This window comes from Modestobacter sp. L9-4 (genome assembly GCF_019112525.1).
GTDB lineage: Bacteria > Actinomycetota > Actinomycetes > Mycobacteriales > Geodermatophilaceae > Modestobacter.
Window position 1 is genome coordinate 1,400,127 of the sequence record NZ_CP077800.1, and the last position, 24,690, is coordinate 1,424,816.

The 24,690-nt window shown below is 74.1% G+C and carries 19 protein-coding genes; 6 read left to right on the forward strand and 13 right to left on the reverse strand.

Translation table 11 applies throughout. The annotated features are described in order from the left end of the window. The first annotated feature begins 36 nt into the window (after positions 1–36). Positions 37–912 (forward strand): helix-turn-helix domain-containing protein, encoded by an 876-nt coding sequence (locus KUM42_RS06500; RefSeq protein WP_237495976.1) that lies wholly within the window; start codon positions 37–39, stop codon positions 910–912. On the opposite strand, the gene KUM42_RS06505 is transcribed toward KUM42_RS06500, so the two are convergent. The 4 genes from KUM42_RS06505 to KUM42_RS06520 form a co-directional block, all read right to left on the reverse strand. Then, positions 897–1,832: a DNA-3-methyladenine glycosylase gene (locus KUM42_RS06505; RefSeq protein ID WP_237495977.1), complete on the reverse strand. Its 936-nt coding sequence runs from the start codon at positions 1,830–1,832 to the stop codon at positions 897–899. The two genes, KUM42_RS06500 and KUM42_RS06505, sit on opposite strands and share 16 nt — an antisense overlap. Further along, positions 1,829–2,599: an SDR family NAD(P)-dependent oxidoreductase gene (locus KUM42_RS06510; protein ID WP_237495978.1), complete on the reverse strand. Its 771-nt coding sequence runs from the start codon at positions 2,597–2,599 to the stop codon at positions 1,829–1,831. The genes KUM42_RS06505 and KUM42_RS06510 overlap by 4 nt, the downstream gene beginning before the upstream one ends. A 64-nt stretch (positions 2,600–2,663) precedes the next feature. Further along, positions 2,664–3,761, reverse strand: coding sequence for a mannose-1-phosphate guanylyltransferase (locus KUM42_RS06515; RefSeq protein WP_237495979.1), 1,098 nt, complete (start codon positions 3,759–3,761; stop codon positions 2,664–2,666). Between the two features lie 13 nt (positions 3,762–3,774). After that, positions 3,775–4,680 carry a glycosyltransferase family 2 protein gene (locus KUM42_RS06520; protein ID WP_237495980.1) on the reverse strand — a complete coding sequence of 302 codons (906 nt, stop codon included), beginning with the start codon at positions 4,678–4,680 and terminating at the stop codon, positions 3,775–3,777. Positions 4,681–4,792: 112 nt separating this feature from the next. On the opposite strand from KUM42_RS06520, the gene KUM42_RS06525 reads away from it, so the two are divergent. From KUM42_RS06525 to KUM42_RS06540, 4 genes are all read left to right on the forward strand, one after another. Continuing rightward, positions 4,793–6,340 (forward strand): hypothetical protein, encoded by a 1,548-nt coding sequence (locus tag KUM42_RS06525; RefSeq protein ID WP_237495981.1) that lies wholly within the window; start codon positions 4,793–4,795, stop codon positions 6,338–6,340. Next, the gene (locus tag KUM42_RS06530) at positions 6,330–7,883 is read left to right on the forward strand and encodes a hypothetical protein (RefSeq protein ID WP_237495982.1); all 1,554 of its coding nucleotides are present in this window, start codon (positions 6,330–6,332) and stop codon (positions 7,881–7,883) included. Before KUM42_RS06525 ends, KUM42_RS06530 begins: the two co-directional genes overlap by 11 nt. A gap of 159 nt (positions 7,884–8,042) precedes the next feature. Next, positions 8,043–9,230 carry a UDP-galactopyranose mutase gene (gene glf, locus KUM42_RS06535; RefSeq protein ID WP_237495983.1) on the forward strand — a complete coding sequence of 396 codons (1,188 nt, stop codon included), beginning with the start codon at positions 8,043–8,045 and terminating at the stop codon, positions 9,228–9,230. Positions 9,231–9,237: 7 nt separating this feature from the next. Next, positions 9,238–11,211 carry a glycosyltransferase gene (locus tag KUM42_RS06540; RefSeq protein WP_237495984.1) on the forward strand — a complete coding sequence of 658 codons (1,974 nt, stop codon included), beginning with the start codon at positions 9,238–9,240 and terminating at the stop codon, positions 11,209–11,211. A 115-nt stretch (positions 11,212–11,326) separates the two neighbouring features. Here KUM42_RS06540 and KUM42_RS06545 read toward each other — a convergent pair whose 3' ends face one another. The 5 genes from KUM42_RS06545 to KUM42_RS06565 all read right to left on the reverse strand — a co-directional run bounded on the left by KUM42_RS06545 (position 11,327) and on the right by KUM42_RS06565 (position 18,842). Beyond that, a complete protein-coding gene (locus tag KUM42_RS06545) occupies positions 11,327–12,223 on the reverse strand; it encodes a glycosyltransferase (protein WP_237495985.1) in 897 nt (298 codons plus the stop codon). After that, positions 12,220–12,981 (reverse strand): ABC transporter ATP-binding protein, encoded by a 762-nt coding sequence (locus tag KUM42_RS06550; RefSeq protein WP_237495986.1) that lies wholly within the window; start codon positions 12,979–12,981, stop codon positions 12,220–12,222. Before KUM42_RS06550 ends, KUM42_RS06545 begins: the two co-directional genes overlap by 4 nt. Before the next feature lie 2 nt (positions 12,982–12,983). After that, on the reverse strand, positions 12,984–13,820 hold the full coding sequence (locus tag KUM42_RS06555) for an ABC transporter permease (protein WP_237495987.1): 837 nt from the start codon (positions 13,818–13,820) through the stop codon (positions 12,984–12,986). Between the two features lie 86 nt (positions 13,821–13,906). Beyond that, positions 13,907–16,720, reverse strand: coding sequence for an N-acetylmuramoyl-L-alanine amidase (locus tag KUM42_RS06560; RefSeq protein ID WP_237495988.1), 2,814 nt, complete (start codon positions 16,718–16,720; stop codon positions 13,907–13,909). A 121-nt stretch (positions 16,721–16,841) separates the two neighbouring features. Beyond that, entirely contained in the window at positions 16,842–18,842 is a 2,001-nt protein-coding gene (locus tag KUM42_RS06565) for an arabinofuranosyltransferase (protein ID WP_237495989.1), read from the reverse strand. Between the two features lie 385 nt (positions 18,843–19,227). On the opposite strand from KUM42_RS06565, the gene KUM42_RS06570 reads away from it, so the two are divergent. After that, positions 19,228–20,763, forward strand: coding sequence for an LCP family protein (locus tag KUM42_RS06570; protein WP_237495990.1), 1,536 nt, complete (start codon positions 19,228–19,230; stop codon positions 20,761–20,763). A gap of 183 nt (positions 20,764–20,946) precedes the next feature. On the opposite strand, the gene KUM42_RS06575 is transcribed toward KUM42_RS06570, so the two are convergent. From KUM42_RS06575 to KUM42_RS06590, 4 genes are read right to left on the reverse strand one after another with little or no spacing between them, the layout of a single operon-like run. Continuing rightward, entirely contained in the window at positions 20,947–21,702 is a 756-nt protein-coding gene (locus KUM42_RS06575) for a decaprenylphospho-beta-D-erythro-pentofuranosid-2-ulose 2-reductase (protein WP_237495991.1), read from the reverse strand. Further along, positions 21,699–23,066: an FAD-binding oxidoreductase gene (locus tag KUM42_RS06580; protein WP_237495992.1), complete on the reverse strand. Its 1,368-nt coding sequence runs from the start codon at positions 23,064–23,066 to the stop codon at positions 21,699–21,701. Before KUM42_RS06580 ends, KUM42_RS06575 begins: the two co-directional genes overlap by 4 nt. A gap of 10 nt (positions 23,067–23,076) precedes the next feature. Beyond that, entirely contained in the window at positions 23,077–24,072 is a 996-nt protein-coding gene (locus KUM42_RS06585) for a decaprenyl-phosphate phosphoribosyltransferase (protein ID WP_237495993.1), read from the reverse strand. A gap of 2 nt (positions 24,073–24,074) precedes the next feature. Next, entirely contained in the window at positions 24,075–24,623 is a 549-nt protein-coding gene (locus tag KUM42_RS06590; protein ID WP_237495994.1) for a phosphatase PAP2 family protein, read from the reverse strand. Positions 24,624–24,690 lie beyond the last annotated feature (67 nt).

Consider the following 24,690-nt stretch of genomic DNA (forward strand, 5'->3'; position numbering starts at 1 on the left):
CAGGTTGCGGGGGCGTCCTCCTGCCACGATGAGGGGGTGACCGCCGCCAACCAGGAGCTCGCCGACTTCCTCCGCCGGGCGCGGGGCGCGGTCGACCCCGCGCGCGCCGGACTGCCGGCCGACGGGCGCGTGCGGCGGGTCCCCGGGCTGCGCCGCGAGGAGGTCGCGCTGCTCGCCGGGGTGTCGACCGACTGGTACACCCGGCTGGAGCAGGGCCGGCGGATCACCCCCTCGGACGGCGTGCTCGACGCCGTCGCCCGCGCGCTGGACCTCGGCCCGGCCGGCCGCGCGCACCTGGGCCACCTGGTCGGCGCACCTGCAGGACGCGGCGCGCCTCGGGCCGCCACCCCGCAGCGGGCACGGCCGGGGCTGCGCCAGCTGATGGAGGCAATGGACGGGCAGCCGGCGCTGCTGCTGGGCCGGCGCACCGACGTGCTGGCCGCCAACCGGATGGCGCACGCGCTGCTCCCCGACCTCGACCGGCTGCCGGCGCGGGAGCGGAACTACGCCCGGTGGGTGTTCTGCACCGAGGCCGCCCGGGCGCTGTTCGTGGACTGGGACGTGCAGGCGCGGGCGGTGGTGGAGAACCTGCGGCTGGACGTCGGCACCGACCCCGGCGACCGCGCGGCGGCGGAGCTGGTCGACGAGCTGTCGGCGGCCAGCCCGGACTTCCGGCGCTGGTGGGCCGAGCACCGGGTGCACCAGCGCACGCACGGCCAGAAGCGGCTGCGGCACCCCGTGGTCGGCGAGCTGACCGTCGACTACGAGACGCTCACGTTGCCCGGCGACCCCGACCAGGCGCTGTTCGTCTACTCCGCACCGGCCGGCACGGCCTCCCGCGAGGCGCTGGACCTGCTGGCCAGCTGGTCGCTGACCAGCGGTCCTCGCGTCGTGGGTCAGAAGCCCCGGTAGTTCGTCGGGGCCATCCGCGGGCCGCGCTTGGGGGGCATGCTGCCGCCGATGCCGAGCAGCCGGACGACGCGCTGGCGGTGACCGCGCCAGGGCTCGAGCAGCTCCAGCATGCCGGCGTCGTCGGTCTTGCGGCCGGCCAGCGACCAGCCGACCAGGTTCTTCAGGTGGTAGTCGCCGACGCTGACCTCGTCCGGGCAGCCGAGCGCGCGCTGCACGACCTCGGCGGCGGTCCACACCCCGATGCCGGGCACCGACTGCAGCCGGCGGCGCAGCAGCGCGCAGTCCTCCTCGTGGTCGCGCATCTCCGTGACCTCCAGCCGGGAGGCCGCCGAGGCGACCGCCCGCAGCGCGCGTCGCCGGGCGCCGTCCAGGCCGCAGGCGTGCCACTGCCAGTCGGTGACGGCCAGCACCCGCTCCGGGGAGGGCAGCACCCGCATCCCCTCCGGCGCGGGGCCGGGTGCCGGCTCGCCGGCCAGCCGGAGCAGCTCCCGCCAGGTGCGGTGCGCCTCGATGCCGGTGACCTTCTGCTCCAGGACGGCGGGCAGAGCTGCGTCCCACACCCGCCCGGTGCTGCCCAGCCGCAGCCACGGGCTGCTGCGGTGCAGCCGCTCGACCAGCGGGTGGGCCGCGGCGTCGAAGCCGTCGACGCAGTCCTCGGCGCCGAGCCAGCGGGCCGCGGTCGCCCCGGCCCAGTCCGCGCCCGGCCCCCAGGCCTGCACCCGCACCGCGGTGGCGCCGCCGGACAGCCGCACCGTGGCCGGGCCGTCGGGGGTGCTCGTCGTCCGCCAGACGCCGTCCTCGGCCATCCGCAGCGTCGGGTCGCTCGTGCCGCGCCGGTCCCGGGACAGGATCCGCCGCACGTCGATCGGCCAGTCCGGGGTGAAGACGGCGTCGTGACCGAGCTGGGTCGCGGAGCTCACTTGGGCGCCATCCGGAGGGCGCCGTCCATCCGGATCACCTCGCCGTTGAGGTAGTCGTGCCGGATGACGTCCAGCGCGAGCTCGGCGTAGTCCTCAGGGCGGGCCAGCCGCTTCGGGAACGGGATGCCGGCGGCCAGGCTCTGCTGCGCGGCCTCCGGCAGCCCGGCGACCATCGGGGTGTCGACCAGGCCGGGGGCGATGGTGCAGACCCGGACGCCGACCGAGGACAGGTCCCGCGCGGCGGGCAGGGTGAGGCCCACGACGCCGCCCTTGCTGGCGGCGTAGGCGACCTGGCCGATCTGGCCCTCGTAGGCGGCCACCGAGGCGGTGTTGAGGACGATGCCGCGCGAGCCGTCGGCGGAGGGCTCGGTGCGGGCCATCGCCGCGGCGGCCAGCCGCAGCACGTTGAAGGTGCCGACCAGGTTGACCATCACGGTGCGGGTGAAGTCGGGCAGCTCGTGCGGCGCCCCGTCGCGGGTGAGCGTGCGCCCCACCCAGGCGATGCCGGCGCAGTTCACCGCGATCCGCAGCGGCCGGCCCTTGCCGGACGCCTCGTCGACCGCCGCCTGCACCGACGCCTCGTCGGTGACGTCGGTGCGCACGAACGTCGTGTCGCCCCCGAGCTCGGCGGCCAGCGCGGTGCCCAGCTCCTCCTGCAGGTCCAGCACCGTGACCGCCACCCCGGCGGCGGTGAGCGCGCGGGTGGTGGCGGCGCCGAGCCCGGAGGCCCCACCGGTGACGACAGCGGCGACAGCGAGGTCCTTCATGCCGGCCAAGGTAACCCGCCCAAGCGGCCCGGCTCCAGGGTCGCGCCGGGAGCCGGGGGCGCTGTCAGGCGAACCGCGGCCCGAACTGCGCCTCGACCTCGGCGAGCAGCGCCTTGACCCGCTCGGCGTCGGCGACCGGGCAGACCATCGTCACGTCCGCGGTGTGCACCACGACGCTGTCGCGGACACCGACCAGGGCGATGACGTGCTCGGGGTCGTCGGAGAGCACCACGTTGCCGGCGCTGTCCAGCAGCACGGTCAGGCCGCGGGTGGCGTTGCCGGCCTCGTCGGTGACCAGCGTGTGCGCCAGCGCCGGCCAGGAGCCGACGTCGAGCCAGTCGACGTCGAGGTCGACGACCACGACCCGGCCGGCCTCGGCGGCGGCCGGCTCGAGCACGGCGTAGTCGACGCTGATCTTCGGCAGCGTCGGGAAGACCTCGGCCAGCACGGCGTCCCGCTCGGGGCCGGCGGGGGCGGCGACGATCCGGTCCAGCCCGGCCGCGGACGCCGGCAGGTGCTCGGCGAGGGCGTCGAGCACCGTCTGCGCCCGCCACACGAACATGCCGGAGTTCCACACGTACTCGCCGCTGGCCAGGTAGGCCTCGGCGGTGGCGCGGTCCGGCTTCTCCCGGAACGAGGCCGCCTCGGCGGCCCCCGGCACCTCGGTGGGGGCGCCCTTCTGCACGTAGCCGAAACCGGTCGCCGGCGAGGTCGGGGTCACCCCGAGGGTGACCAGCGCCCGCGGGCGGACGGCGAGGACGTCGTAGGCGGTGTTGAGCGCGGCGGCGAACTCGGCCACCGGGCGGATGACGTGGTCAGCGCTGACCACCGCGAGCTCCGCGTCGGGGTCGACGTCGGCCACCAGCGCGGCGGCCAGCCCCACCGCGTTGGCGGTGTCCCGCGCCACCGGCTCGAGCACCAGCCGGTCCGGGCGCAGCCGGGGCAGCGCGGCCCGGACGGCGTCGGCGTAGCGCGCCGCGGTGCAGACCCAGATCTGCTCGGCCGGCAGGACCGCCTCCAGCCGGGTGAACGCCTCGGCGAGCAGGCTGTGCGCACCCGCCTCGTCGGCGACGACGTCCAGGAGCTGCTTGGGACGTGCCTGCCGGGACAGCGGCCACAGCCGAGTACCCGAACCGCCCGCCATGATCACCGCGTGCCGCACAGCCGTGCCTCCTTCAGTCCAGCTCGTCGGCGCCGCGCTGGGAGCGGGCACCGGCGGCCACCCGGCCGCTGACGTACGAGATCACCATGCGCAGCCCCAGACCGACACGCAGCACCCCCCGCAGGGGTGCGTTCACCGGCCCGGGGTGCTGCGCGGACAGGTAGCGCAGCGCGCTGGTGTGGTGGGCCCGCTGCATGCGGTGCGGCTCGCGGCGGGTGGCGTGCCCGCCCTCGTGCACCACGACCGCCGAGGGGACGTAGACGGCGAGGTGCCCGCGGCGGCCCAGCCGGGCGGCGAGGTCGACGTCCTCGAAGTACATGAAGTAGCCGGGGTCGAAGCCGCCGACGGCGTGGAAGGCGGCCAGGTCGACCAGGAAGCAGGAGCCCGACAGCCACCCGGCCGGGCGCTCGCGGGGGGCCTCGCGCTCGCGGCGGTACCGCGCCGTCCAGGGGTTGGCCGGCCAGGCCCAGCCGAGCACGGCGTGCCCGATGCCCGTGGACAGCCGGGGCAGGTCGCGGGCGGAGGGGTACAGCTCGCCCTCGGGGGTCAGGATCGCCGGGCCGAGCGTCGCCGCGCGTGGCCACCGTGCCGCGGCGGCCAGCAGCTCGTCGACCGAGCCGGGGGTGAACCGGACGTCGGGGTTGGCCACCAGGGCCCACCCCTCGGTCGCGTCGGCGAGCCCGGCGTTGACGGCTGCGCCGTAGCCGATGTTCCCGCCGGTGCGCAGCAGCCGGACGTGGGCGTGCGCCGCGGTGACCCGCTCCGGTGCGCCGTCGGTCGAGCCGTTGTCGGCCAGGACCACCTCGGTGGGCGCGGCGGTGGCCTCGGCCAGCGACTCGACGAACCCGTCGAGGGAGGTGCCGGGCGAGTAGGTCACCGCCACGACGCGGAGCGGCTGAGTCGGTACCGTGACTGCCACGTCGCCGACCCTAGAGGCCCGGTCACGGCGATGCCGCTCCGGCTCCCGGTTCCGCGGCCGCGGGTCCGGCCCGCGTCCACCGCCCGCCCACCGCCCCGGAGGGGAGACCCGCATGGCCGCCCTGCCCACCGACGTTCGGCCGGGCACCCCCGACGCCGACCGCCCGGCGCGGCGCCGACTGCCCGCCGACCTCGCCTGGGGCCTGCCCGGCGCACTGCTCGGCCTGCTGCTGGTGCTGGCCGCCCACCGCGGGCTCATCGACGACGCCTACATCACGCTGGACTACGCCCGGAACGTCGCGACCGACCTGCACTGGGGGCTCATCCCCACCGAGGAGTCCAACGCCGCCACCTCCCCGCTCAACGTGCTGCTGCTGGCGCTGGGCACCGCACTGGTGCGGCTGGTCACCGGCGAGGTGCGCCCGGTCGCCGGCTTCGGCGTGCTCAGCGTCGCCGCCTGCGCCGCGCTGGCCGTGTGGGCGGCCCAGACGGCCCGGCGGGTCGGGGTCTCCCCCGCCTGGTCGCTGGCGGCGCTGGCCGTCGTCCTGGCCAACCCCTTCGTGAGCTCCTCGGTGGGGCTGGAGGTGCTGCCGGTCGCGGCGCTGCTCACCGGGCTGCTCGCCCAGGCGGTGCGCGGTGCCCGGGTGGGCGCCGGGCTGCTCACCGGGCTGCTGGTGCTGACCCGGCTGGACCTGGCCGTCGTGGCCGCCGTGGTGCTGCTGTGCACCCCGGCGCTGCGCCGCCGCCCCTGGGTCACCCTCGCGGTGGCCGCGGGGACGGCCGGCCCCTGGTACGTCTTCAGCTGGTTCCACTTCGGCTCCGCGATCCCGAGCACCTTCGCGATCAAGACGCTGCAGAGGTCCTTCGGCGACCAGACCTTCGCCAACGGGCTGTGGACGCTGTGGGGCCCGCGCGGCGCCCTGCCGCTGTGGGTGGCGCTCGTCCCGGCGCTGGTCGGTCTGGTCACCGTCGTCGCGCTGCTGGCCTCCGGCGTCCGGCGCCGGCTGCCCGCGCACCTGTGGCCGCTGGCCGGGCTGGGCCTGGGCGGGGTGGCCTACCACCTGGCCTACGCGCTGCTGGGCGTGCCGCCCTACCAGTGGTACTACGCCCCCTCGACGGTCGCGCTCGGGGTCACCGGGGTCCTCGGCCTGGCGCTGCTGCTCCGCCAGCAGCTGCCGGCCGGCCGGCGGCAGGGTGCGGTCGCGCTCGGGACGGCGCTGGTGGTGGCGGCGCTGGCCTTCCTCACCCTCGACGGCCGGTCGCTGCCCTGGACGCACCCGGTGTACTTCGGCAACTGGGCCGAGCCCGCGCAGTACCGCGACATCGGCGCCGAGGTGGGCCGGCTGGTCGGGCCCGACACCGTGATCGCCCCGCCGGAGATCGGCACGCTGGCCTTCGGCTGCGACTGCTCGATGGTGGACGCGTTCTCCGACCCCGGCCGCACCCTGGAGCTCATCGACCAGCGGATCGACCGGTCGGGCCCGGTCGGCCGGTTCCTGCTGTCGGTCAACTTCGCCCACCTCGACCGCGACCAGCAGCCCCGGCCCGCCCAGTACCGGCTGGTCTGGACCCAGGGCGAGGTGCCCGCCGGCGTCCCCTCCTGGCCGACGACCTCCCCCGCCACCGGCCCCGCCACGCTGTACCTCGACCGTGTCGGCTGACCCCGCTGCGGCGACCGGCGCACACGCACGGACACCCGCCGCCCCGCCCCCGGCCGCCGGCCCGGACGACCGGCGGCGCGACGCCGGGTGGGCCGCACTCGGCGGGGTGCTGGCCGCGCTGGTGTTCCTGCTGGTGCGCTACAGCCTCATCGACGACGCCTACATCACGCTGTCCTACGCCCGGAACCTCGCCGAGCACCTGCACTGGGGCCTCACCCCGTACCGGACGGCGAACAGCGCGACCTCCCCGCTCAACGTGCTGCTGCTGGGCGCGGCGGCGTTCGTCGTCCGCGACCCGGTGTGGGGGCTGGGCCTGACCTCGGTGCTGCTCACCGCGGCGCTGGGCGGGGGGCTGTCCCGGCTGGCCCGGCGGCTGCAGCTGACCGGCGTGACCACCGCGCTGGGCCTGGCGCTGCTGGTGCTGTCCCCGCTGATGCTCTCGGTCGTCGGCATGGAGATGACGCTGGCGGTGACCCTGCTGGTGTGGCTGGCCGTCGCCGCCGTCGAGGAACGGCCGGTGCTGCTCGGCCTGCTGACCGCGGCACTGCTGCTCACCCGGGTCGACCTGCTGCTCTTCCCGCTGGTGCTCCTCGCGCTGCCCGGGGTGCGCCGCCGGGCCGGGCGGTCGCTGCTGGTCGCCGTGCTCGCGGCCGCCCCCTGGTACCTGTTCAGCTGGTGGGTGCTCGGTGCCCTCGTGCCCGACACGCTGGTGCTCAAGACGGTGGCCAGCGCCGGCTGGGGCAAGTGGCACTTCGGCAACGGCCCCTACCTCTACCTGCGGGAGTACCCGGTCGCCGCGGTGCTCACGGCGCTGCCGGCGCTGGCCGGGGTCGCCGCCCTGGGCTGGTGGGCGGCGCGCCGGGCCTGGCAGCGGCCCCGCTTCGCCGGCCTCGGCGTGCCGGCCGCGCTCGGGGTCGCCGGCGTCCTGCACTTCCTGGCGTACACGCTGCTGAGCCCGCCGCCCTACCACTGGTACTACGCCCCCTCGGTCGGCGCGCTGACCCTGGTGGCCGCGGTCGCCGCCGGCACCACCGGCCGTGGGCGGCCGGCCGCCCCGGCGCCCGCTGCCCGCCGGCTGCCCGCCCTCGCGCCGCTGGTCGCCGGCGTCCTGCTGGTGGTCGCCGACCTCGGGACGGCGCTGGCCCGCCCACTGCCCTGGGACGTCGCCCCGGTCATGACCAACTGGGCGACCGCGGCGGAGTACCGCAGCACCGGGGAGGCCATCGCCCCGCTGGTGGCCGGACAGGTCGTCTCCAGCCCGGGTGAGATCGGCACGCTGGCCTACTGGTGCCGGTGCGACATCGTCGACAGCTTCTCCGACCCCGGACGGCTGGAGCCGCTGATCGCCGAGCGGCGTGCCGCCGCGGGCCCGGTGATGCGGCTGCTGCTGCAGGCCAACTTCGCCAACCACGACGTGGTGCCGGCCGCCGTCCCGACCCGCGCGCTCGTCTGGCTGCACGTCCCCGCGACCGCGGGGGCGTGGCCGGCGGACTCGCCGTGGCGCGGCCCCGGCAGCTTCCAGCTGCGCACGCTCACCCCCTGACGCGACCCGCCCGACGCCACCCGCGCGGCCGGTCGGCGCGCCTCCTGCGGGGCCGGTCCGTGGCCCCTGGGGTGGTTGTGACGGAACGGGTCACCACACCCGCACGCCACGCGGGCTGCGGTCGTGGTCGGGACGTCGCGCCGGGTAACGTCGCCGTCCGTGACTTCCGCACGCCCTGACCTCGTCGTCGTCGGCTCCGGTTTCTTCGGCCTCACGGTCGCGGAGCGGGTGGCCAGCCAGCTGGACAAGCGGGTCCTGGTCATCGACCGGCGCGACCACCTCGGTGGCAACGCGTACTCCGAGCCCGAGCCCGAGACCGGCATCGAGATCCACCGCTACGGCGCCCACCTCTTCCACACGTCCAACACCCGGGTCTGGGAGTACGTCAACCAGTTCACCGAGTTCACGAAGTACCAGCACAAGGTCTTCTCGATCTACGACGGCCAGACCTACTCGCTGCCGATCAACCTGGCCACGATCTGCCAGTACTTCGGCAAGAGCTTCTCCCCCGCCGAGGCCCGGGCCCTCGTCGCCGAGCAGGCCGGGGAGATCGACACCGCGTCGGCGGCCAACCTCGAGGAGAAGGCGATCTCGCTGATCGGCCGCCCCCTCTACGAGGCGTTCATCCGGGCGTACACGAAGAAGCAGTGGCAGACCGACCCCACCGACCTGCCCGCGGCCGTCATCGCCCGGCTCCCGGTGCGCTACACCTTCGACAACCGGTACTTCAACGACACCTACGAGGGCCTGCCGGTCAACGGGTACACCGCCTGGCTGACGACGATGGCCACGCACCCGAACATCGAGGTGCGGCTGTCGACCGACTACTTCGACGTCCGGGACTCCCTGCCCACCGACGTCCCGACCATCTTCACCGGCCCCATCGACAAGTACTTCGACTACTCGGCCGGCGAGCTGGGCTGGCGGACCCTGGACTTCGAGACCGAGGTCCTGCCGATCGGTGACTTTCAGGGCACCTCGGTGATGAACTACGCCGACGAGGACGTGCCCTACACCCGGATCCACGAGTTCCGGCACTTCCACCCCGAGCGCGACTACCCCACCGACAAGACGGTCGTGGTGCGCGAGTACTCGCGCTTCGCCGAGCCCGGTGACGAGCCGTACTACCCCATCAACACCCCCGAGGACCGGGCCAAGCTCGAGACCTACCGGGAGCTCGCCGCCCGGGAGGCGACCGAGAAGCGGGTGCTCTTCGGTGGCCGGCTGGGCACCTACAAGTACCTCGACATGCACATGGCGATCGGCTCCGCGCTGACCATGTTCGACAACCGGATCCGACCCTTCTTCGACCAGGGTGGCGCGCTCGACGGCCGCCTGGAGGACTGACGAGGCCATGACGACCACCACAGACCCCACCGACACCGCCGACGCCCCCGTCTCCCTCGAGGTCGTCAGCGAGCCCGCCGCCGAGGACCTCACCCCCGGCAAGGCGGTCGAGCTGGTGCAGCGCATCCTCATGCCGCGGCCGGCCGACCAGCTCAGGGTCCGCAGCCTCTACCTCGACGAGGTCAACTCCGCCGAGCGCGTGAAGGCCCGCGACCGGTTCAGCGCCGAGGTGCCGGCCGGCTCGGAGCTGTCCTTCGCCACGTACTTCAACGCCTTCCCGGCCAGCTACTGGCGGCGCTGGACGGTGCTGAAGACGATCGTGCTGCAGGTGACCGTCGCCGGCACCTGCCGCATCGACGTCTACCGGTCCAAGGCCGACGGCGAGTCCATGCACGTCACCGGCGCCACGCACGACGGCGCCAGCGAGCGCACGCTGGAGTTCGAGCTGGACCTGATGCCGTTCATCGACGGCGGCTGGTACTGGTTCGACGTCACCACCGAGGACGCCACCACCGTGCGCAGCGCCGGCTGGTACGCGCCGCAGGCGCCGGAGCAGGAGCCCAAGCTCGGCATCGGCATCTGCACCTACAACCGCCCCGTCGACGCCGTGGCCGCGCTGACCGCGCTGGTCGAGGACGAGACGGTGCGCGACCTGCTGCACCTGGTCACCGTCGCCGACCAGGGCAACAACCACGTCACCGACACCCCGCTGTACCCGGCGGTCGCCGAGGCCCTGGGCGACCGGCTGCGGATCGTCGAGCAGCCCAACTTGGGCGGCAGCGGCGGGTTCGCCCGCACGATGTTCGAGTCGTTCACCAACAGCGACGTGACCCACCACATCCTGCTCGACGACGACATCCAGCTCGAGCCGGACAGCATCCTGCGGGCGCGTGCCTTCGCCAGCTACACGAGCAAGCCGATGCTGGTGGGCGGGCAGATGCTGGCCCTGCAGGACCGCTCGGTGCTGCACAGCATGGGTGAGATCGTCGACCGGTCGAACTTCTTCTGGCGCAACGCCCCGCACACCGACTACAACCACGACTTCGGCCGACGCTCGCTGCGGGAGTCCCCCGAGCTGCACCGGCGCATCGACGTCGACTACAACGGCTGGTGGATGTGCCTGATCCCCCGGACGGTGTTCGAGGAGATCGGCATGCCGCTGCCGGTCTTCATCAAGTGGGACGACGCCGAGTACGGCCTGCGCGCCTTCGCCGCCGGCTTTGCGACGGTGTCCCTGCCGGCCACCGCGATCTGGCACCTGTCGTGGGGCGACAAGGACGACGCCAGCGACTGGCAGGCGTACTTCCACATCCGCAACCGGCTCATCGCCGCGGCGCTGCACTCCCCGTACAAGCACGGCGGCAAGCTCTTCCCGCAGATGATCAAGACCGATATCCGGTTCCTGATCAACCTGCAGTACTCGACGGTCGAGCTGCACCAGATGGCCTACCGCGACTTCCTCGCCGGGCCCTCGGAGCTGTTCGCGGGCATGGCCGGCTCGGTGGGCAGAGCGCGGGAGAAGCGCAACACCCACGCCGACGGCCGCGTGCTGCCCTCCTCGGCGGACCTGCCGCTGCCCTCGATGAGCACCGCCGAGGCGCTGCGGTTCCGCCGGATCCCGGTGACGCCGACCCAGATCGGCTCCACGTTGGTGAAGGCGATCGCCAACAACGTCTCCTCGGTGGACCCCGAGCACAAGGAGGTGCCGCAGCTGAACCTGGCCTTCCAGGACGCCCGCTGGTTCCTCCTGGCCCGGCTCGACAGCGCCACCGTCGGCACCGCCGACGGTCGTGGCGTCACCTTCCGCCAGCGCGACCCGCAGGCCTTCCGCGAGCTGTCCGCGACCTCGGCGCAGCTGCTGCGCCGGATCTACCGCGAGTGGCCGCAGCTGCAGGAGCGCTACCAGGCCGGGGCGGGTGAGCTCACCTCGGTCGAGCGCTGGGGCGAGGCGTTCCGCGACTGGGGCTCGCGCCAGGTCTGAAGGAGGACCCCGGTGCCCCACCGCCCGCGGTGGGGCACCGGGGCCGGCAGCACGACGACGAAGGCCCCCGTCCGTTGCGGACGGGGGCCTTCGTCGTCGTCGTGCCGGTGGGCGGTCAGCCGCGGGTGAACCGCTCCCGCCGGCCGGCACGGGTCAGCCGCAGCCACTCCTGCCAGCCCGCGCGGTCCCGCCGGGTGACCAGGAAGAACCAGCTGAAGCGCACCAGCTCCAGCGGCAGCAGCCAGCGCATGCCCGGCTGGGCCATCAGGTAGCCGCGGTTGCGGTAGGTGAAGAACCGCTTGACGTCGTTGGCCGGGTACTGCGCCGACAGCCGCCCGCCGAGGATCGGCTCGAACTCCGTCGTCCCCTCGGGGTGGAGATAGGCGGCGGCGGTGCAGGTGCCGAACGGCAGACCGGCGCGCAGCAGCCGCCGGTGCACCTCGGTCTCGTCGCCCCGGAAGAACAGCCGGTAGTCGGGCACCCCGACCGCGTCGAGCGCCTCGGCGCGGAAGAGCGCGCCGTTGAACAGCGACGCGTAGCTCGGCAGCAGCTCGATGCCGGCGAAGTCGCTGCGGTACCGGCGCCACCGCAGCCCGCGTCGCAGCGGGAAGGCCAGCCGGTCGGGGTCGGCCTGGTCGGTGACCAGCGGGGAGACCTCGGCCAGCCCGTGCCGCTCGGCGCAGTCCAGCAGGGTGGCCAGCACCCGGTCGTCGGCGGGGCGGCCGTCGTCGTCGGCGCACCAGACCCAGTCCGCGCCGCGGGCCAGGGCCGCCAGCATGCCCAGGGCGAAGCCCCCGGCCCCACCGAGGTTGCGGTGGCTGGGCAGGTAGGTGGCGTCGAGCCCCGAGGCGCGGACGACGTCCTCGGCCGGGTCGTCGGGGCCGTTGTCGACCACGATCACGTGGTCGACCGGGCGGGTCTGGGCGGCGATCGCGGCCAGGCTGAGCGCCAGCAGCTCACGACGGTGCCGGGTCACGATGACCGCGACCACCGACTGGCCGGCGGCGCTCACGCGGTGGTCGCCTTGTAGGCCGCCAGGACCTCTTCCAGCTCGCCCTGCTGCCGGATGCGGCCGTGCTCCATCCAGATCGCGGTGTCGCACAGCTCGCGGAGGAACTCGTCGGAGTGCGAGGCGAACACCAGCAGCCCGGCGCGGTCGACCAGCTCCGACAGCCGCTTGCGGGACTTCTCCAGGAACGCGGCGTCGACGGCGCCGATGCCCTCGTCGAGCAGCAGGATCTCCGGGTCGATGCTGGTGACCACGCCGAGCGCCAGGCGCACCCGCATGCCGGTGGAGTACGTGCGCAGCGGCATCCGCAGGAAGTCACCGAGCTCGGTGAAGTCCGCGATGTCGTCGATGCGGGTCTCCATCTGCTTGCGCGTCATCCCCAGGAAGAGCCCGCGGATGATGATGTTCTCCAGGCCCGAGACCTCCGGGTCCATGCCGACGCCGAGGTCGAACACCGGCGCGACCCGGCCGTTGATGACCGCCGACCCTCGGGTGGGCTCGTAGATGCCCGACAGCAGCCGCAGCAGCGTGGACTTCCCGGCGCCGTTGTGGCCGACCAGCCCGACGCGGGCGCCGTGGCCGAGCTCGAGGGTGATGTCGCGCAGCGCCTCGATGATCGGCACCCGGGCCTCGCTGGCGATGTTGCCGCCGACGACCCCCATGACCGTCTTCTTCAGCGACCGGCTCTTGGCGTCGAAGATCGGGAAGTCGACGCAGGCGTTGGTGGTCGTGATGCCGACCGTGACGTTCTCTCGGGACACGTTCACACCCAGTAAGCGATTCGGGACCGGAAGCGGCGGAGGAACACGAGCGTGACCGCCCAGCCGACGACGGTGATGACCAGGACGACGATCCAGTGGTGCAGCTGCTGGTCCGCGCCCAGCAGCGGTGCCCGGACGATCTCCAGGAAGTGCAGGAACGGGTTGAGCTCGGCGAGCCTCGCCCGCTCGGCGATCTTGGGGTTCGGGCTGTCGATGAGGTCCTGGTAGATCCAGACGATCGGCGTCATGAAGAACGCCAGCTGCATGATCGACTGGGTGATCGGCACCAGGTCGCGGAACCGGGTGCTGACGATGCCGAGCAGCAGCGCCACCCACGCGCCGTTGACGGCCAGCAGCGCGAAGGCCGGGAGCACCAGCAACGTCGTCCAGTGCAGCTGCTGCGGGAAGAAGAAGAGCATCAGCACGTAGACGACGGCGTTGTGCAGGAAGAACAGCGACTGCCGCCACACCAGCCGGTACAGGTGCACGCTCAGCGGCGCCGGCAGGTGGGTGATCAGGCCGACGTTGGAGGTGAAGACCTCCGCGCCCTCGTTGATGCAGCCGGAGATGAAGTTCCAGACGATGAAGCCCACGAGCAGGTGGGGCAGCAGGACGTCGATGTCGGTGTCGAACAGCCCGGCGTACAGGATGCCCAGCGCGATCGCGGTGACCGCCATCGTGATGGAGATCCAGAGCGGGCCCAGCACGGACCGGCGGTACCGCTGGCGGATGTCCTGCCAGCCCAGGTGTCCCCACAGGGTGCGCTGGCCCCAGCCGGCGGCCAGGTCCCCGAAGGCGGCGCCCCAGGAGCGGGGGTTCGGCGCGGACGTGGCAGTCATGGGCAGAACGCTACCCACGGGTCACCCGCAGGCCCGCGCCCGGCCCGGCGCGTCGGCCTGTGACGACGAGCCGGGCGGGACAGGGGTCAGCGCACGGTGAGGGTGGTGACCCCGGTGCCGGTGGTGAAGGTGATCGAGCCGCCCTCGAAGTCGCTGCGCGCCCCGCCGGGCACCTGCTGCTCGTCGCTGACGGGCAGGCCCAGCGACGAGGAGGGCCCGCCCGCCTCCAGGTAGCGGGACCGGATCACCCCGTGCACCTCGCGGGCCCCGGTGGCCGCGGACCAGTAGACGTCGCCGCGCTGGAACGTGCTCCGCACGCCACGACCGGACGGCAGCGGCGTCTCGTCCGACGTCGGGTACCCGAGCAGGCCGCGCTCGCCCCCCTGCGCGTCCCAGGCGGCGCGGACCGCGCCGCGCACCGACCACGCGCCACTGGCCGGGGACCAGTAGACGGCCGTGCCCGAGGTGAAGACGCTGCGCCGGCCGACACCGTCGGGCAGGGCCTCCTCCCCACCGATCGGTGCGCCCGGGCCGGCGAGCCCGCCCAGCGCCGTCCAGTGGTCCTCGATCGCCCCCAACACCTGGGTGACCCCGGTGGCCGGGGACCAGTAGCCGACACCGCGCTCGTAGGTCTGGGACACCCCGGCGCCGTCCGGCGAGGGCTGCTCGTCGGTCACCGGCCACCCGAGCAGGGACGCCGGTCCGCCCTGGGCCGCCCAGGAGGCCCCGATGGCACCGCGCACCTCGGCGGCCGTGACGGCCCCGGGGGCCCGGAACAGCTGCCCGCCCTGGAACGCGGCCTGCTCGCCGCCGCCGGCCAGCGCCCGGACCTCCGCGGTCGGGTACCCGAGGCGCGAGCCGACACCGCCGCGCGCCTGCCACTGCTGGGCCAGGACCCCGGTGACCGCGTGCGCACCCGTTACCGGCGACCAGTACAGGACCCCGCCGGCGAAGGACGAGAACGCCCCCACCCCGTCGCCGGCCGGCTGCTCGTCGGTCAGCGGACGGCCCAGCGCGGAGCTCCCGGCGCCCAGCGCCCGCCACTGCGCGCTGATCGCACCGCGGATGGTGACCGGGCCGGTCTCGGCCGTGGAGTAGACGTCGCCGTTGACGAAGGAGCTGTGGGCGCCGTCGGCGGTGCGGACCTCGTCGGTGACGGGGTAGCCCAGCCAGCCACGCTCACGGCCCAGCGCCGACCACCTGTCCAGCACCCAGCCGTGCACCTCGTGGGCCCCGGTCGCCGGTGACCAGAAGACCATCCCGCCCTGGAAGGTCTGGAAGGAGCCCCCGTCGGCGGCCGGCGCCTCCTCCGACGTCGGGAAGCCGAGCACCCCCTGCTCGCGGCCCAGCACCGACCAGCGGTCCATGACCATGCCCCGCACCCACCGGGAGCCGGTGGCCGGCGACCAGTAGACCGAGCCGTTCTGGAAGTGGGCGTAGGCGCCGTCCCCGCGCGGGGTGTCCGTGTGGTCGGTCACCGGGGCGCCGAGCACGCCCGGTCCGCCCAGCGCGAGGTAGCGGCTGAGGACGTCGCCCCACACGGCGTGCGCCCCGGTGGTGGCCGACCAGTAGAGCCGGCCGTTCGCGTAGACCTGCCAGGTCACCCCGCCGCTGGTCTGCTCCCCGCCGGTGGGGGCACCCAGCCTCGCCCGCAGTGCGGCGTCCGCGTCGTAGCGGGCGCGCACGGGGCTGGCCATCCGGCTGCTCACCTGGGTGCGGATCTCGGCCAGCCGGGCGTACCCGTACCGCCCGGGGCAGACCGTGTCGCCGACGTCGCGGTGCCCGAAGACCGTGGGCAGCGTGACCCGGACCCCCGAGGCGTAGCGCGACGTGCCGCCGCCGCTGGAGGTCAGCTGGGTCGTGCCGCGCGGGTCGACGCCGAACAGGGAGAACTTCCAGGCGATGACCGCGGCCACCGCGTCGACGGTCGCCTGGGGCACCGGCGCCGTGTCGTAGTTGCCCAGCATCGACACCCCGAAGGTCGCGGTGTTGAAGCCACCGGCGTGCGCGCCCATGACCGTGGTGGAGAGCCCGCCGTAGCGGCCCTCCCACGACCGGCCGAACTTGTCGACGATGACGTTGTAGCCGATGTCGCCCCAGCCCAGGCTCACCGTGTGGTAGCGGTAGATCGACCGCATGATCGCCGGCACCTGGTCGGCGGTGTAGTCGTTGGAGTCCGCCGTGTGGTGCAGCGTCGCGGCCTTCAGCGTCGTCGCGTACTGCGGGCCCCAGGTGCGGATGCTCTCGTCGGCACCCCACTGCGCGCGGGAGTAGACCGGCGGCATCGGCACGGCCGCCTGCGCGGAGGCCCCGATGGCCGGGGCGGCCGGCGCGTCGTCCGCCGGGCTGCTGCCCGGGTCGACCAGGTCGAGCCGGACGTCGGTCGGCCGGGCACCGGAGCGGGTCACCAGCTCCACGTCCACGCCGGTGCTCGGGCCGGTCCACAGCGGGCTGGTGCCACCGCGCAGGACGGCACCGGGTCGGGCGCCCGCCTGCTGGTCGGCGGTCTCGGCGGTGACCTCGGTCCAGCTGCCCCAGGCTCCCCCGTCGTCCTGGACCCGCACCGACACGACCGTGTCGGTGACCGCCGGGTCCAGCGCCCAGGTGACCCCGACCAGGGAGAAGGGGTCGACGTCGGTGCGGGTGACGGTGAGCGTCGGCGTGCCGGCCGCCACCCCGGCCACCGGGTCGGTGGTGCCCGACCGCACCGCGGCGTCGGGCGCCGGCGTGACCACCGAGCCCAGCGCGACGACCTCGCTGGAGGTGGCCACCGGCCCGGGCGCCGGCAGGGGCGCCGCGGAGGCGGACGGGACCAGGAACGTGCCGGTCACCGCGGTGGCGGCGAGGGACCCCACGAGGCAGCGGCGGACCAGGGAGGGCCGGACGGGCAGGTGGCGCACGGGAGGGTCCTCCGATGGGGTGCACGGTGGGTGCGGCGAGCCCGCACGCCCCCGTCCCGCATCATCGGCACCACCAGCACCACCTCAAGCCGAGCAGGCCCGGCCCGGGGTGGTGCCGCGGTCAGCTCCCGTCGCGCACGTAGACGGTGTAGGGACCGACCTCCTCGCTCGACCAGCCCTCGAACAGGTCCGGGTCGAACACGACGTCGTCGAAGGAGACGTTCACCGACTTCGGGAAGACGTCGCCCCGCAGCGTCATGTGCATGCCGTCGTCCTCGGTGCGCAGCACGAAGGCCGTCGGGGCGTCCCACGGGGAGCTGTCCAGCCGCTGCTCGAACTCCGCCGCGTCGTCGGAGGCGGCCAGGTCGGTGATGAACTGCGAGCGCTCGATGTAGTCCGACAGCGGGTTCGCGTAGTGCGGCGTGCTCTGCTGGAAGCCCCAGTAGGGCCGCACCGACAGCATCGCGTAGTTGGTGGTGAGCAGGACGACGTCGTCCTCGGGCCGGCCGGTGCGCTCGTCGATGCTGGCGGCCAGCGCGTCGGACCAGCGCTCGTCGCGGGTGTCGTCGACGACGCCGCGGGCGTTGGGCCCGCTGGGGTAGGAGTCGCTGTAGGCGGTCTCGATCAACGGGTCGAGGTGGTCGCTGTTCTGCTGCAGGACGGTGACCGCGACGATCGTGGTCGCCACGCCCGCGACGACCCCGATGCGCGGCACGGACGCACCCGGCCGGGCGGCCATCCGCCGGTTGAGCAGCTGCCAGCCGCGGCGCAGCGCGAAGATGCCGGCGGTGCCCAGGGTGACCATCAGGACGGTCTCCATGCGGAAGGCCAGCAGCGTCGTGCCCACGGCGATGGCCGCCGTCGACAGGGCGTACCAGGCGTAGCAGCAGGCCACCAGGACGGCCAGGGGCACGAGGTACGCGCGGTCGTGGCCGGAGCCGGAGACCAGCCGCCAGATCGCGTAGCCGAAGCCGACCGCGAGCAGCGCGCCCCAGGCGGTGACGTCGAGCATCGGGTCGGGCCAGGCCGCGGAGTCCGGCGGGAGGAAGCGGGCGGCCACGTTGGCCCCGCCGCCGTCGGTGAGCACCGACAGCAGGTAGGGCGTCCAGACCACCAGGGCGATGAGCGCGGAGGGGACCGCGACGACGACGAGGCTCACGAACGCCGCGCGGAACGCCGCCTTCCGCCGGCCCGCGCCGGCCAGCCAGCTGCCCACGGCGGCGAGCACGACCAGGGACATCGCGCCGTAGGCGGCGTAGAGCGTGTAGAGGCACAGCGCCCCGCCGAGCAGGACCCCGACGCCCACCAGCTGGGCGATGTCACGGGTGCGGCCCGGGGCGACCGACCGCCAGAACAGCACGGCCATCGCCGGCAGCACTGCGGCCACGGCCCACGAGTAGGGCTCGACGACGCCCTCGGCCAGCCCGGCGGCGACGGTGACCAGTCCGACGCACAGCGCGATGCGCGGGGTGGCCAGCCGCGCCCACAGCCAGTAGGCGAAGGCCGGCACCACACCGAGGGTGAACAGCGCGGCGGGCTTGTAGGCCATCCAGCCCGGCATGTCGGTCAGCGCGGCCAGCCGGCCGGCCGGCCAGAACCAGCCCGAGGGGTAGAACGGCGCGATGTCGGCGTAGTTCATGTCCGCCGGGACGGCGCTGTCGGTCAGCCGCGTCAGGTACTGGGTGCGGAAGGACTGGTCGATGCTCAGGCCCTGCAGGTAGTAGTACGTGCCGTGCAGCTGGATGGCGACCGTGGCGGTGCCCAGGGCCGACAGCAGCGCCACGACCGCCCCGTGCCGGGCCCAGGCCGGCAGCCGGGAGGAGGAGAACAGGACCGCGAGCAGGCCCACGGCCGCCACCGAGGACCAGGTGATCAGCGCCCGCGGGATGTTGGTGTCGGTGGGGATGGGCAGCCGGGAGGCGATCGCCTGCACCGCGGCACTCACCAGACCGGCCAGGACCAGGACCGCGAGCGCACCGGCCAGCCAGCGCCCCCGCCCGCTGCGCGGGCCCGCGGTGCCGACGTCGGTGCCGGCGCCGTCCGCGACGGCCGGGACGCGCGTCGCCCCGGTGGGCTCCTCTGCCCCGGACGCCGCCGTCCACGTGCTGGTGTGAGTGCTCATCCCTGTTCCCCTCCGGCCTGGCGATCGCCCGACCCGCCTGCACTGTAGAGACACGACCTGACACCGGTCGCGGTTCCGGCGGGCTCCCGGCAGCTCCCGGGGCGGGTGTTCCCGGTGGTGCGGACGGGGTCGGGTCTCCGCCGTCCCACGGCCTGCCGGCGACGACCGGCGCAGCGTCCGCGGCGGCCGTCACCGGCGCGCGGGACGGTCGCGTGGGACTGGTGCGACCGGTGTGCCGACCGGGTCGGACACGGTGGACGACCCGGTCCCGAGGTGACTGCCCGGGACCGGACCGCGACGTAGCGTCGAGTTCGATCACGCCGCTGGACGACTGACCACCGGGTCAGCAGACCGACGTCGGCACCTCGACGTGAGGGACCAGGACATGAAGCAGCACGACGACGCCGAGGCACGCCCGGCGCTCCCGCCCCGGCTCGACCCGCGGGCGCCCCGCCCCGGTCAGGACGCCACCGCGGGCAAGCGCGGGCTGACCTGGACCGGACGGGTCCTCGCCGGCCTGCTCTCCCTGACCGTGCTGGCGACCAGCGGCTGGGGCTGGTACCTGGGCCAGGTGGCCGAGGCCTCGGTCAACCGCACCGACGCGATCCCCGGGACCGGCAACGAGCAGACCGTGACCACCGGCGCGGCGATGAACCTGCTCCTGGTCGGCAACGACAGCCGCGCCGCGCTCTCCCAGGACCAGCTCGACGAGCTCAGCGCCGGGAAGGACTCCGGCACGAACACCGACACCATGATCCTGGTGCACGTCCCCGCGGACGGGTCCGCGGCCTCGTTCGTCTCGTTCCCGCGCGACTCCTACGTGGACGTCCCCGGGTACGGCAAGAACAAGCTGAACGCCGCCTACGCCTACGGCAGGCAGAACGCCCCGGCCGACGCCTCCGAGGAGGCGAAGTCCGCCCAGGGCGCTCAGCTGCTCGTCCAGACGATCAGCGGGCTCACCGGACTGCACATCGACCACTACGCCGAGGTCGACCTGCTCGGCTTCTTCGAGCTGAGCAGCGTCGTCGGCGGGGTCGAGGTCAACCTCTGCCAGGCCGTCGACGACCGCCAGTGGTCCGGCGCGTTCTTCCCCGCCGGCCCGCAGACGATCAGCGGCGCCGACGCGCTGAAGTTCGTCCGGCAGCGGCACAACATCGGGAACACCAGCACCGACTTCGACCGGATCCGGCGCCAGCAGGTGTTCCTGGCCGGCGTGATGCGGAAGATGCTCTCCGACGACGTCGTCCGCGACCTCGGCAAGCAGCGCGAGCTCGTCGGGGCGGTGTCCGAGGCGCTGACGGTCGACCAGGGTCTGGACCTGATGAAGCTGGCCCAGCAGATGCAGTCGGTGACCGCCGGCAGCATCGGGTTCCAGACGGTGCCGAACCTGGGCTCCGTGGACGACCCGAAGGCCGGGTCGATCGTCCGGCTGGCCGACACCGGCACGCTGCACTCGTTCTTCGCCGCGCTGTCCGCCGAGCCGGCCGCCCCGGCCGCCCCGGCCGCAGCCCCCGCCGCCGCCCCTGCGGCGCCGGCCGCCCCTGCGGTGACCCCGGCGGAGGTGTCGGTCGACGTCCGCAACGGCTCGGGCACCTCCGGGCTGGCCGCGAAGGCCGCGAAGGGCCTGGAGAAGGCCGGGTTCGTGGTCGCCGACACCGGCAATGCCGACTCGACGACCTACACGACCACCGAGATCCGGCACGCCCCCGGCGACGAGGCGCTGGCCGCCGTGCTGGCGGCAGCGGTACCCGGTGCGTCGGTGCAGCCGGACGACGACGTCACCGCCGGCACCCTGCAGCTGGTGCTGGGCTCGGACTTCACCGCGGTCGGCCAGGCCGTCGCCGCCCCCGCCGCACCCGCCGCGAGCGCCGTCCCGGTGGAGCAGCCGCGCACCGCTGCGGACACCTCCTGCATCAACTGAGCAGGGGCGGCCCGCTGCCGCCTCACGTGCCCGGGCCGAGCGCCCGTCCGGTGGCCGACCACCGGGCGGGCGCTCGGCCGTGCTGCCCCAGCCCGTCGGCGAGCCGGCCGCGCAGGGGGTACGCGAAACGGCCGGTGGCCCCCCTCTCGGGTGGGCCACCGGCCGTCGGCGGTGGTGCGGGACTCAGATGGGCAGGCGGCGGAACACCGCGCGCGGCGTGTGCCGCAGGCCGCTCATCACCCAGCGCATGGCGCCGGGCACCCAGACCGTGTGCCGGCCCTTGCGGATGCCGCCCACGATCGCCTCGGCGACGGCCTCGGGCGTGGTGGCCAGCGGGGCGTCGTCCATGCCCTCGGTCATCTTGGACTTGACGAACCCCGGGCGGACGACGAGGACGGACACCCCGGTGCCCACGAGGGAGTCGGCCAGGCCGGAGTAGAACGCGTCGAGCCCGGCCTTGGTCGAGCCGTAGACGAAGTTCGAGGCCCGCGGCCGCTCACCGGCGACCGAGGACAGCGCGACGATCACCCCGTGGCCCTGCCGGCGCATCTGGTTGGCCAGCTCCGTGCCGACCACCGTGGGCGCGACGTAGTTCACCTGGGCCAGCTCGGCCACCGCGGTGGCGTCACTGCGCAGCTGGTCGGCGTCGCCGAGCAGGCCGAAGGCGACCACGGCGACGTCGATGTCACCCGCGGCGGTCGCCTCGGCGACCATCCGCGCCGGCGACGCGGGGTCGGCGGCGTCGAAGTCGACGACCTGGACCTGACCGCCGGCGGTCTCGAGCTCGGCGGCCACGACGGCCCGGCGCGGGGTGTCCCGGGCCGCGAGGACGATCCGCAGCGGCCGCTCACCGAGGTAGCGGCGGGCCGTCGCGACGGCGATGTCGGACGTGCCGCCGACGAGCAGCAGCGAGCTGGGCGAACCGAGTGCGTCGATCACAGTGCGAGCCTCCTGGCCAGGTCGGACGTGAAGACGCCGTCGGGGTCGACCCGCCTGCGCACGGCGCGGAAGTCGCCGAGCCGGTCGTACATCTTCTCGAAGGTCTCCGGGCGCACCCGGGAGTCCTTGGCCAGGTAGGTGCGGCCCTCGGCGGCGATGACCACCTCGTCCAGGGAGTCCAGCAGGCCGGCCAGCCCCTTCATCACCGGGATGTCCAGCGCCAGCGTCCAGCCCGGCGAGGGGTAGGACAGCATGCCGGGGTTGCCCGGGCCGAAGCGCTTGAGCACGGCGAGGAAGGACGCCGTCCCGAAGGAGCTGAGCCGGTCGAGCACCTCGCGCATGGCCTCCTCCTGCCCGAAGGGCACGGTGACCTGGTACTGCACGAAGCCCTTGGGCCCGTAGATGCGGTTCCAGCCACCGACGGCGTCCAGCGGGTGGAAGAAGGTCGGGATGCTCTGCAGCTGGTCCCGCTTCTGCTTCGGTGCCTTGCGGTACCAGAGCTCGTTGAAGGCGGCGACCGTGGCCAGGTTGAGCAGGCCGGGCGGGAAGACGTCGGGGACGGAGGCCTTGACCGAGCCGTGGTACTTCAGCGGGTCGGTGCGGCGCTTGGCCGGCAGCTCGTCGAGCTTGGCGAACCGGCCGCGGGTGACGACCGAGCGGCCCATCCGCTTGCCCTTGGCGAGGGTGTCGATCCAGGCCACCGAGTACTCGTACAGGTGGTCGGTCTCGGTGAGCAGCGTCATCAGCTGGTCGAGGTTCTCGGTGCGGTCGGTGTCGACCAGGCAGCGGGAGGACTCGATCGCCTTCATCTGCACCTGGGCCCGCAGGATGACGCCGGTCAGGCCCATGCCGCCGACGGTCGCCCAGAACAGGTCGGCGTCGGACTCGGGGCTGATCCGGTGCACCTGGCCGTCGGCGGTGAGCAGGTCGATCCACCGCACGTGCTGGCCGAAGCTGCCCGCGACGTGGTGGTTCTTGCCGTGGATGTCGGCGGCGATGGCCCCGCCCACGGTCACCAGGCGGGTGCCGGGGGTCACCGGCACGAAGAAGCCCTGGGGCACGAACTGGTTCATCAGCTCGTCGAGGGAGATGCCCGCCTCGACGTCGATGAGACCGGTCGCCAGGTCGGCGTGCAGCACCCGCGCGGCGGCGGTCATGTCCAGGACGGTGCCGCCGGCGTTCTGCGCGGCGTCGCCGTAGCTGCGGGCCAGCCCGCGCGCGACGACCCCGCGGCCACCGGCGGCGAGCACCGCGGCGCGGACGTCGTCGTCGTTCGTGACCGGGGTCAGGGCGGCCCGGGTCGGTGCGGTGCGGCCCCAGCCGACCAGCGGGACCACCGGCGCCTCGGGGCGCGCGGTGGACACGGTTGCGAGCTCAGGCACTGAAGACACCCACTCCGACGGTCAGCACCCACAGGGCACCGAGGACCAACAGGACACGGTCGTGCATGACGATCTCCTCCGGGGCGCCGGCGGCGCCCTTGTCCACGTCCCGCGCGTAGCGCAGGATCGCGAGAACGAACGGGGCGATCGAGATGGTCGCCCAGGGCACGTCGTCCTGGGTCTCGGCCATCTCGAACGCCCACAGGCTGTAGGCGGTGCAGGCCACGCCGGCCGACAGGCTCCACACGAAACGCAGGTAGCTGGCGGAGTACTCCCGCAGCGTCTTGCGGGTGGCCGCCTCGTCGCCGACGACGATCAGCTCCGAGTAGCGCTTGCCGGCCACCATGAACAGCGAGCCGAACGCGGCCACGAGCAGGAACCACTGCGACAGCAGCAGGCCGGCGGCGACACCACCGGCGATGCCGCGCAGCAGGAAGCCCGAGGCCACCACGGCCAGGTCGATGACCGGCTGGTTCTTCAGGAACAGGCAGTAGGCCAGCTGGATGACCACGTAGGCGCCCAGCACGCCGGCCAGGGCCGGACGGGTGGCCAGCGCCGCGGTGGTCAGCGCGAACGCGAACAGCACCAGGGCCAGGCCGACCGCCAGGGGGCGGGGCACCAGGCCGGCGGCGATGGGGCGGAACCGCTTGCGCGGGTGCCGGCGGTCCTCCTCGACGTCGATCGAGTCGTTGACCAGGTAGACGCCGGAGGCGCAGACGCAGAACAGCAGGAAGGCCACGATCGTCGGGCGCAGGACGGCCCAGTGGAACACCTCACCGGCGGCCAGCGGCGCAGCCAGCACGAGCACGTTCTTGACCCACTGCCGCGGCCGGAGTGCGCGCACGACGGCCCAGGGACGCGAGCCGCGCCACCCCGGGGTGCGCGGCGGCGGGGGCACCAGCGCCGGCTCGGCCGGCGTCGCGGACGCCGTGCCCAGCGCGCTGGAGGAGCCCGCCGTCACGGGGGTCGGTTCGGGCTGCACGCTCACGGTCACGCCTTCCTGCCGGCGGTCGGGACGGGACGAGGGAGGAGCCGACGCCGGACGACAGTGGCCACGGTGGCCCCCAGCGCGGCCCCGGTGACCACGTCGGTCGGGTAGTGCACGCCCAGCAGCACGCGGGAGACCAGCATCGCGCCGGTCACCGTGGCCATCACGGGCGCGCCCAGCATCGGCGCGAAGCCCACGGCGGCCGCCGCGGTGGAGGTGCTGTGCGCGCTGGGGAAGGACAGCCGGCTGGGGGTCGACACCAGCGCGGGGACGTCGTGCAGGGCCGGGCGCACGCGGCGCACCACCCGCTTGACCACGACGCCGGCGGCGTGGGCGGCGACGACACCGGTGACGCCGGCGGCCCACTCGTCGCGCCGGCGACCGGACAGCCAGCCCAGGCCCCCGATCGCGATCCAGCCCAGGGCGTGCTCACCGAAGTGGGACATCGCCCGGGCGGCCGGGACGGCGGGCGTCGAGCCCAGGGCGCGGCGGGTCGACCGGAGCACCGCGTGGTCCAGTCGGACGAGGCGGTTCCCGCGTGCAGAAGTCATCGGGGACGAACTCTAACCGCGCCGGCACACCGGACGCCGGTCCCGGGCGGACCTGTCCGTCCGGAGC

Coding starts and splice junctions, on each gene's coding strand:
- KUM42_RS06510 (WP_237495978.1), bottom strand. CDS start 2,599: ATGAAGGACCTCGCTGTCGCCGCTGTCGTCACCGGTGGGGCCTCCGGG.
- KUM42_RS06525 (WP_237495981.1), top strand. CDS start 4,793: ATGGCCGCCCTGCCCACCGACGTTCGGCCGGGCACCCCCGACGCCGAC.
- KUM42_RS06540 (WP_237495984.1), top strand. CDS start 9,238: ATGACGACCACCACAGACCCCACCGACACCGCCGACGCCCCCGTCTCC.
- KUM42_RS06555 (WP_237495987.1), bottom strand. CDS start 13,820: ATGACTGCCACGTCCGCGCCGAACCCCCGCTCCTGGGGCGCCGCCTTC.
- KUM42_RS06565 (WP_237495989.1), bottom strand. CDS start 18,842: ATGAGCACTCACACCAGCACGTGGACGGCGGCGTCCGGGGCAGAGGAG.
- KUM42_RS06570 (WP_237495990.1), top strand. CDS start 19,228: ATGAAGCAGCACGACGACGCCGAGGCACGCCCGGCGCTCCCGCCCCGG.
- KUM42_RS06590 (WP_237495994.1), bottom strand. CDS start 24,623: ATGACTTCTGCACGCGGGAACCGCCTCGTCCGACTGGACCACGCGGTG.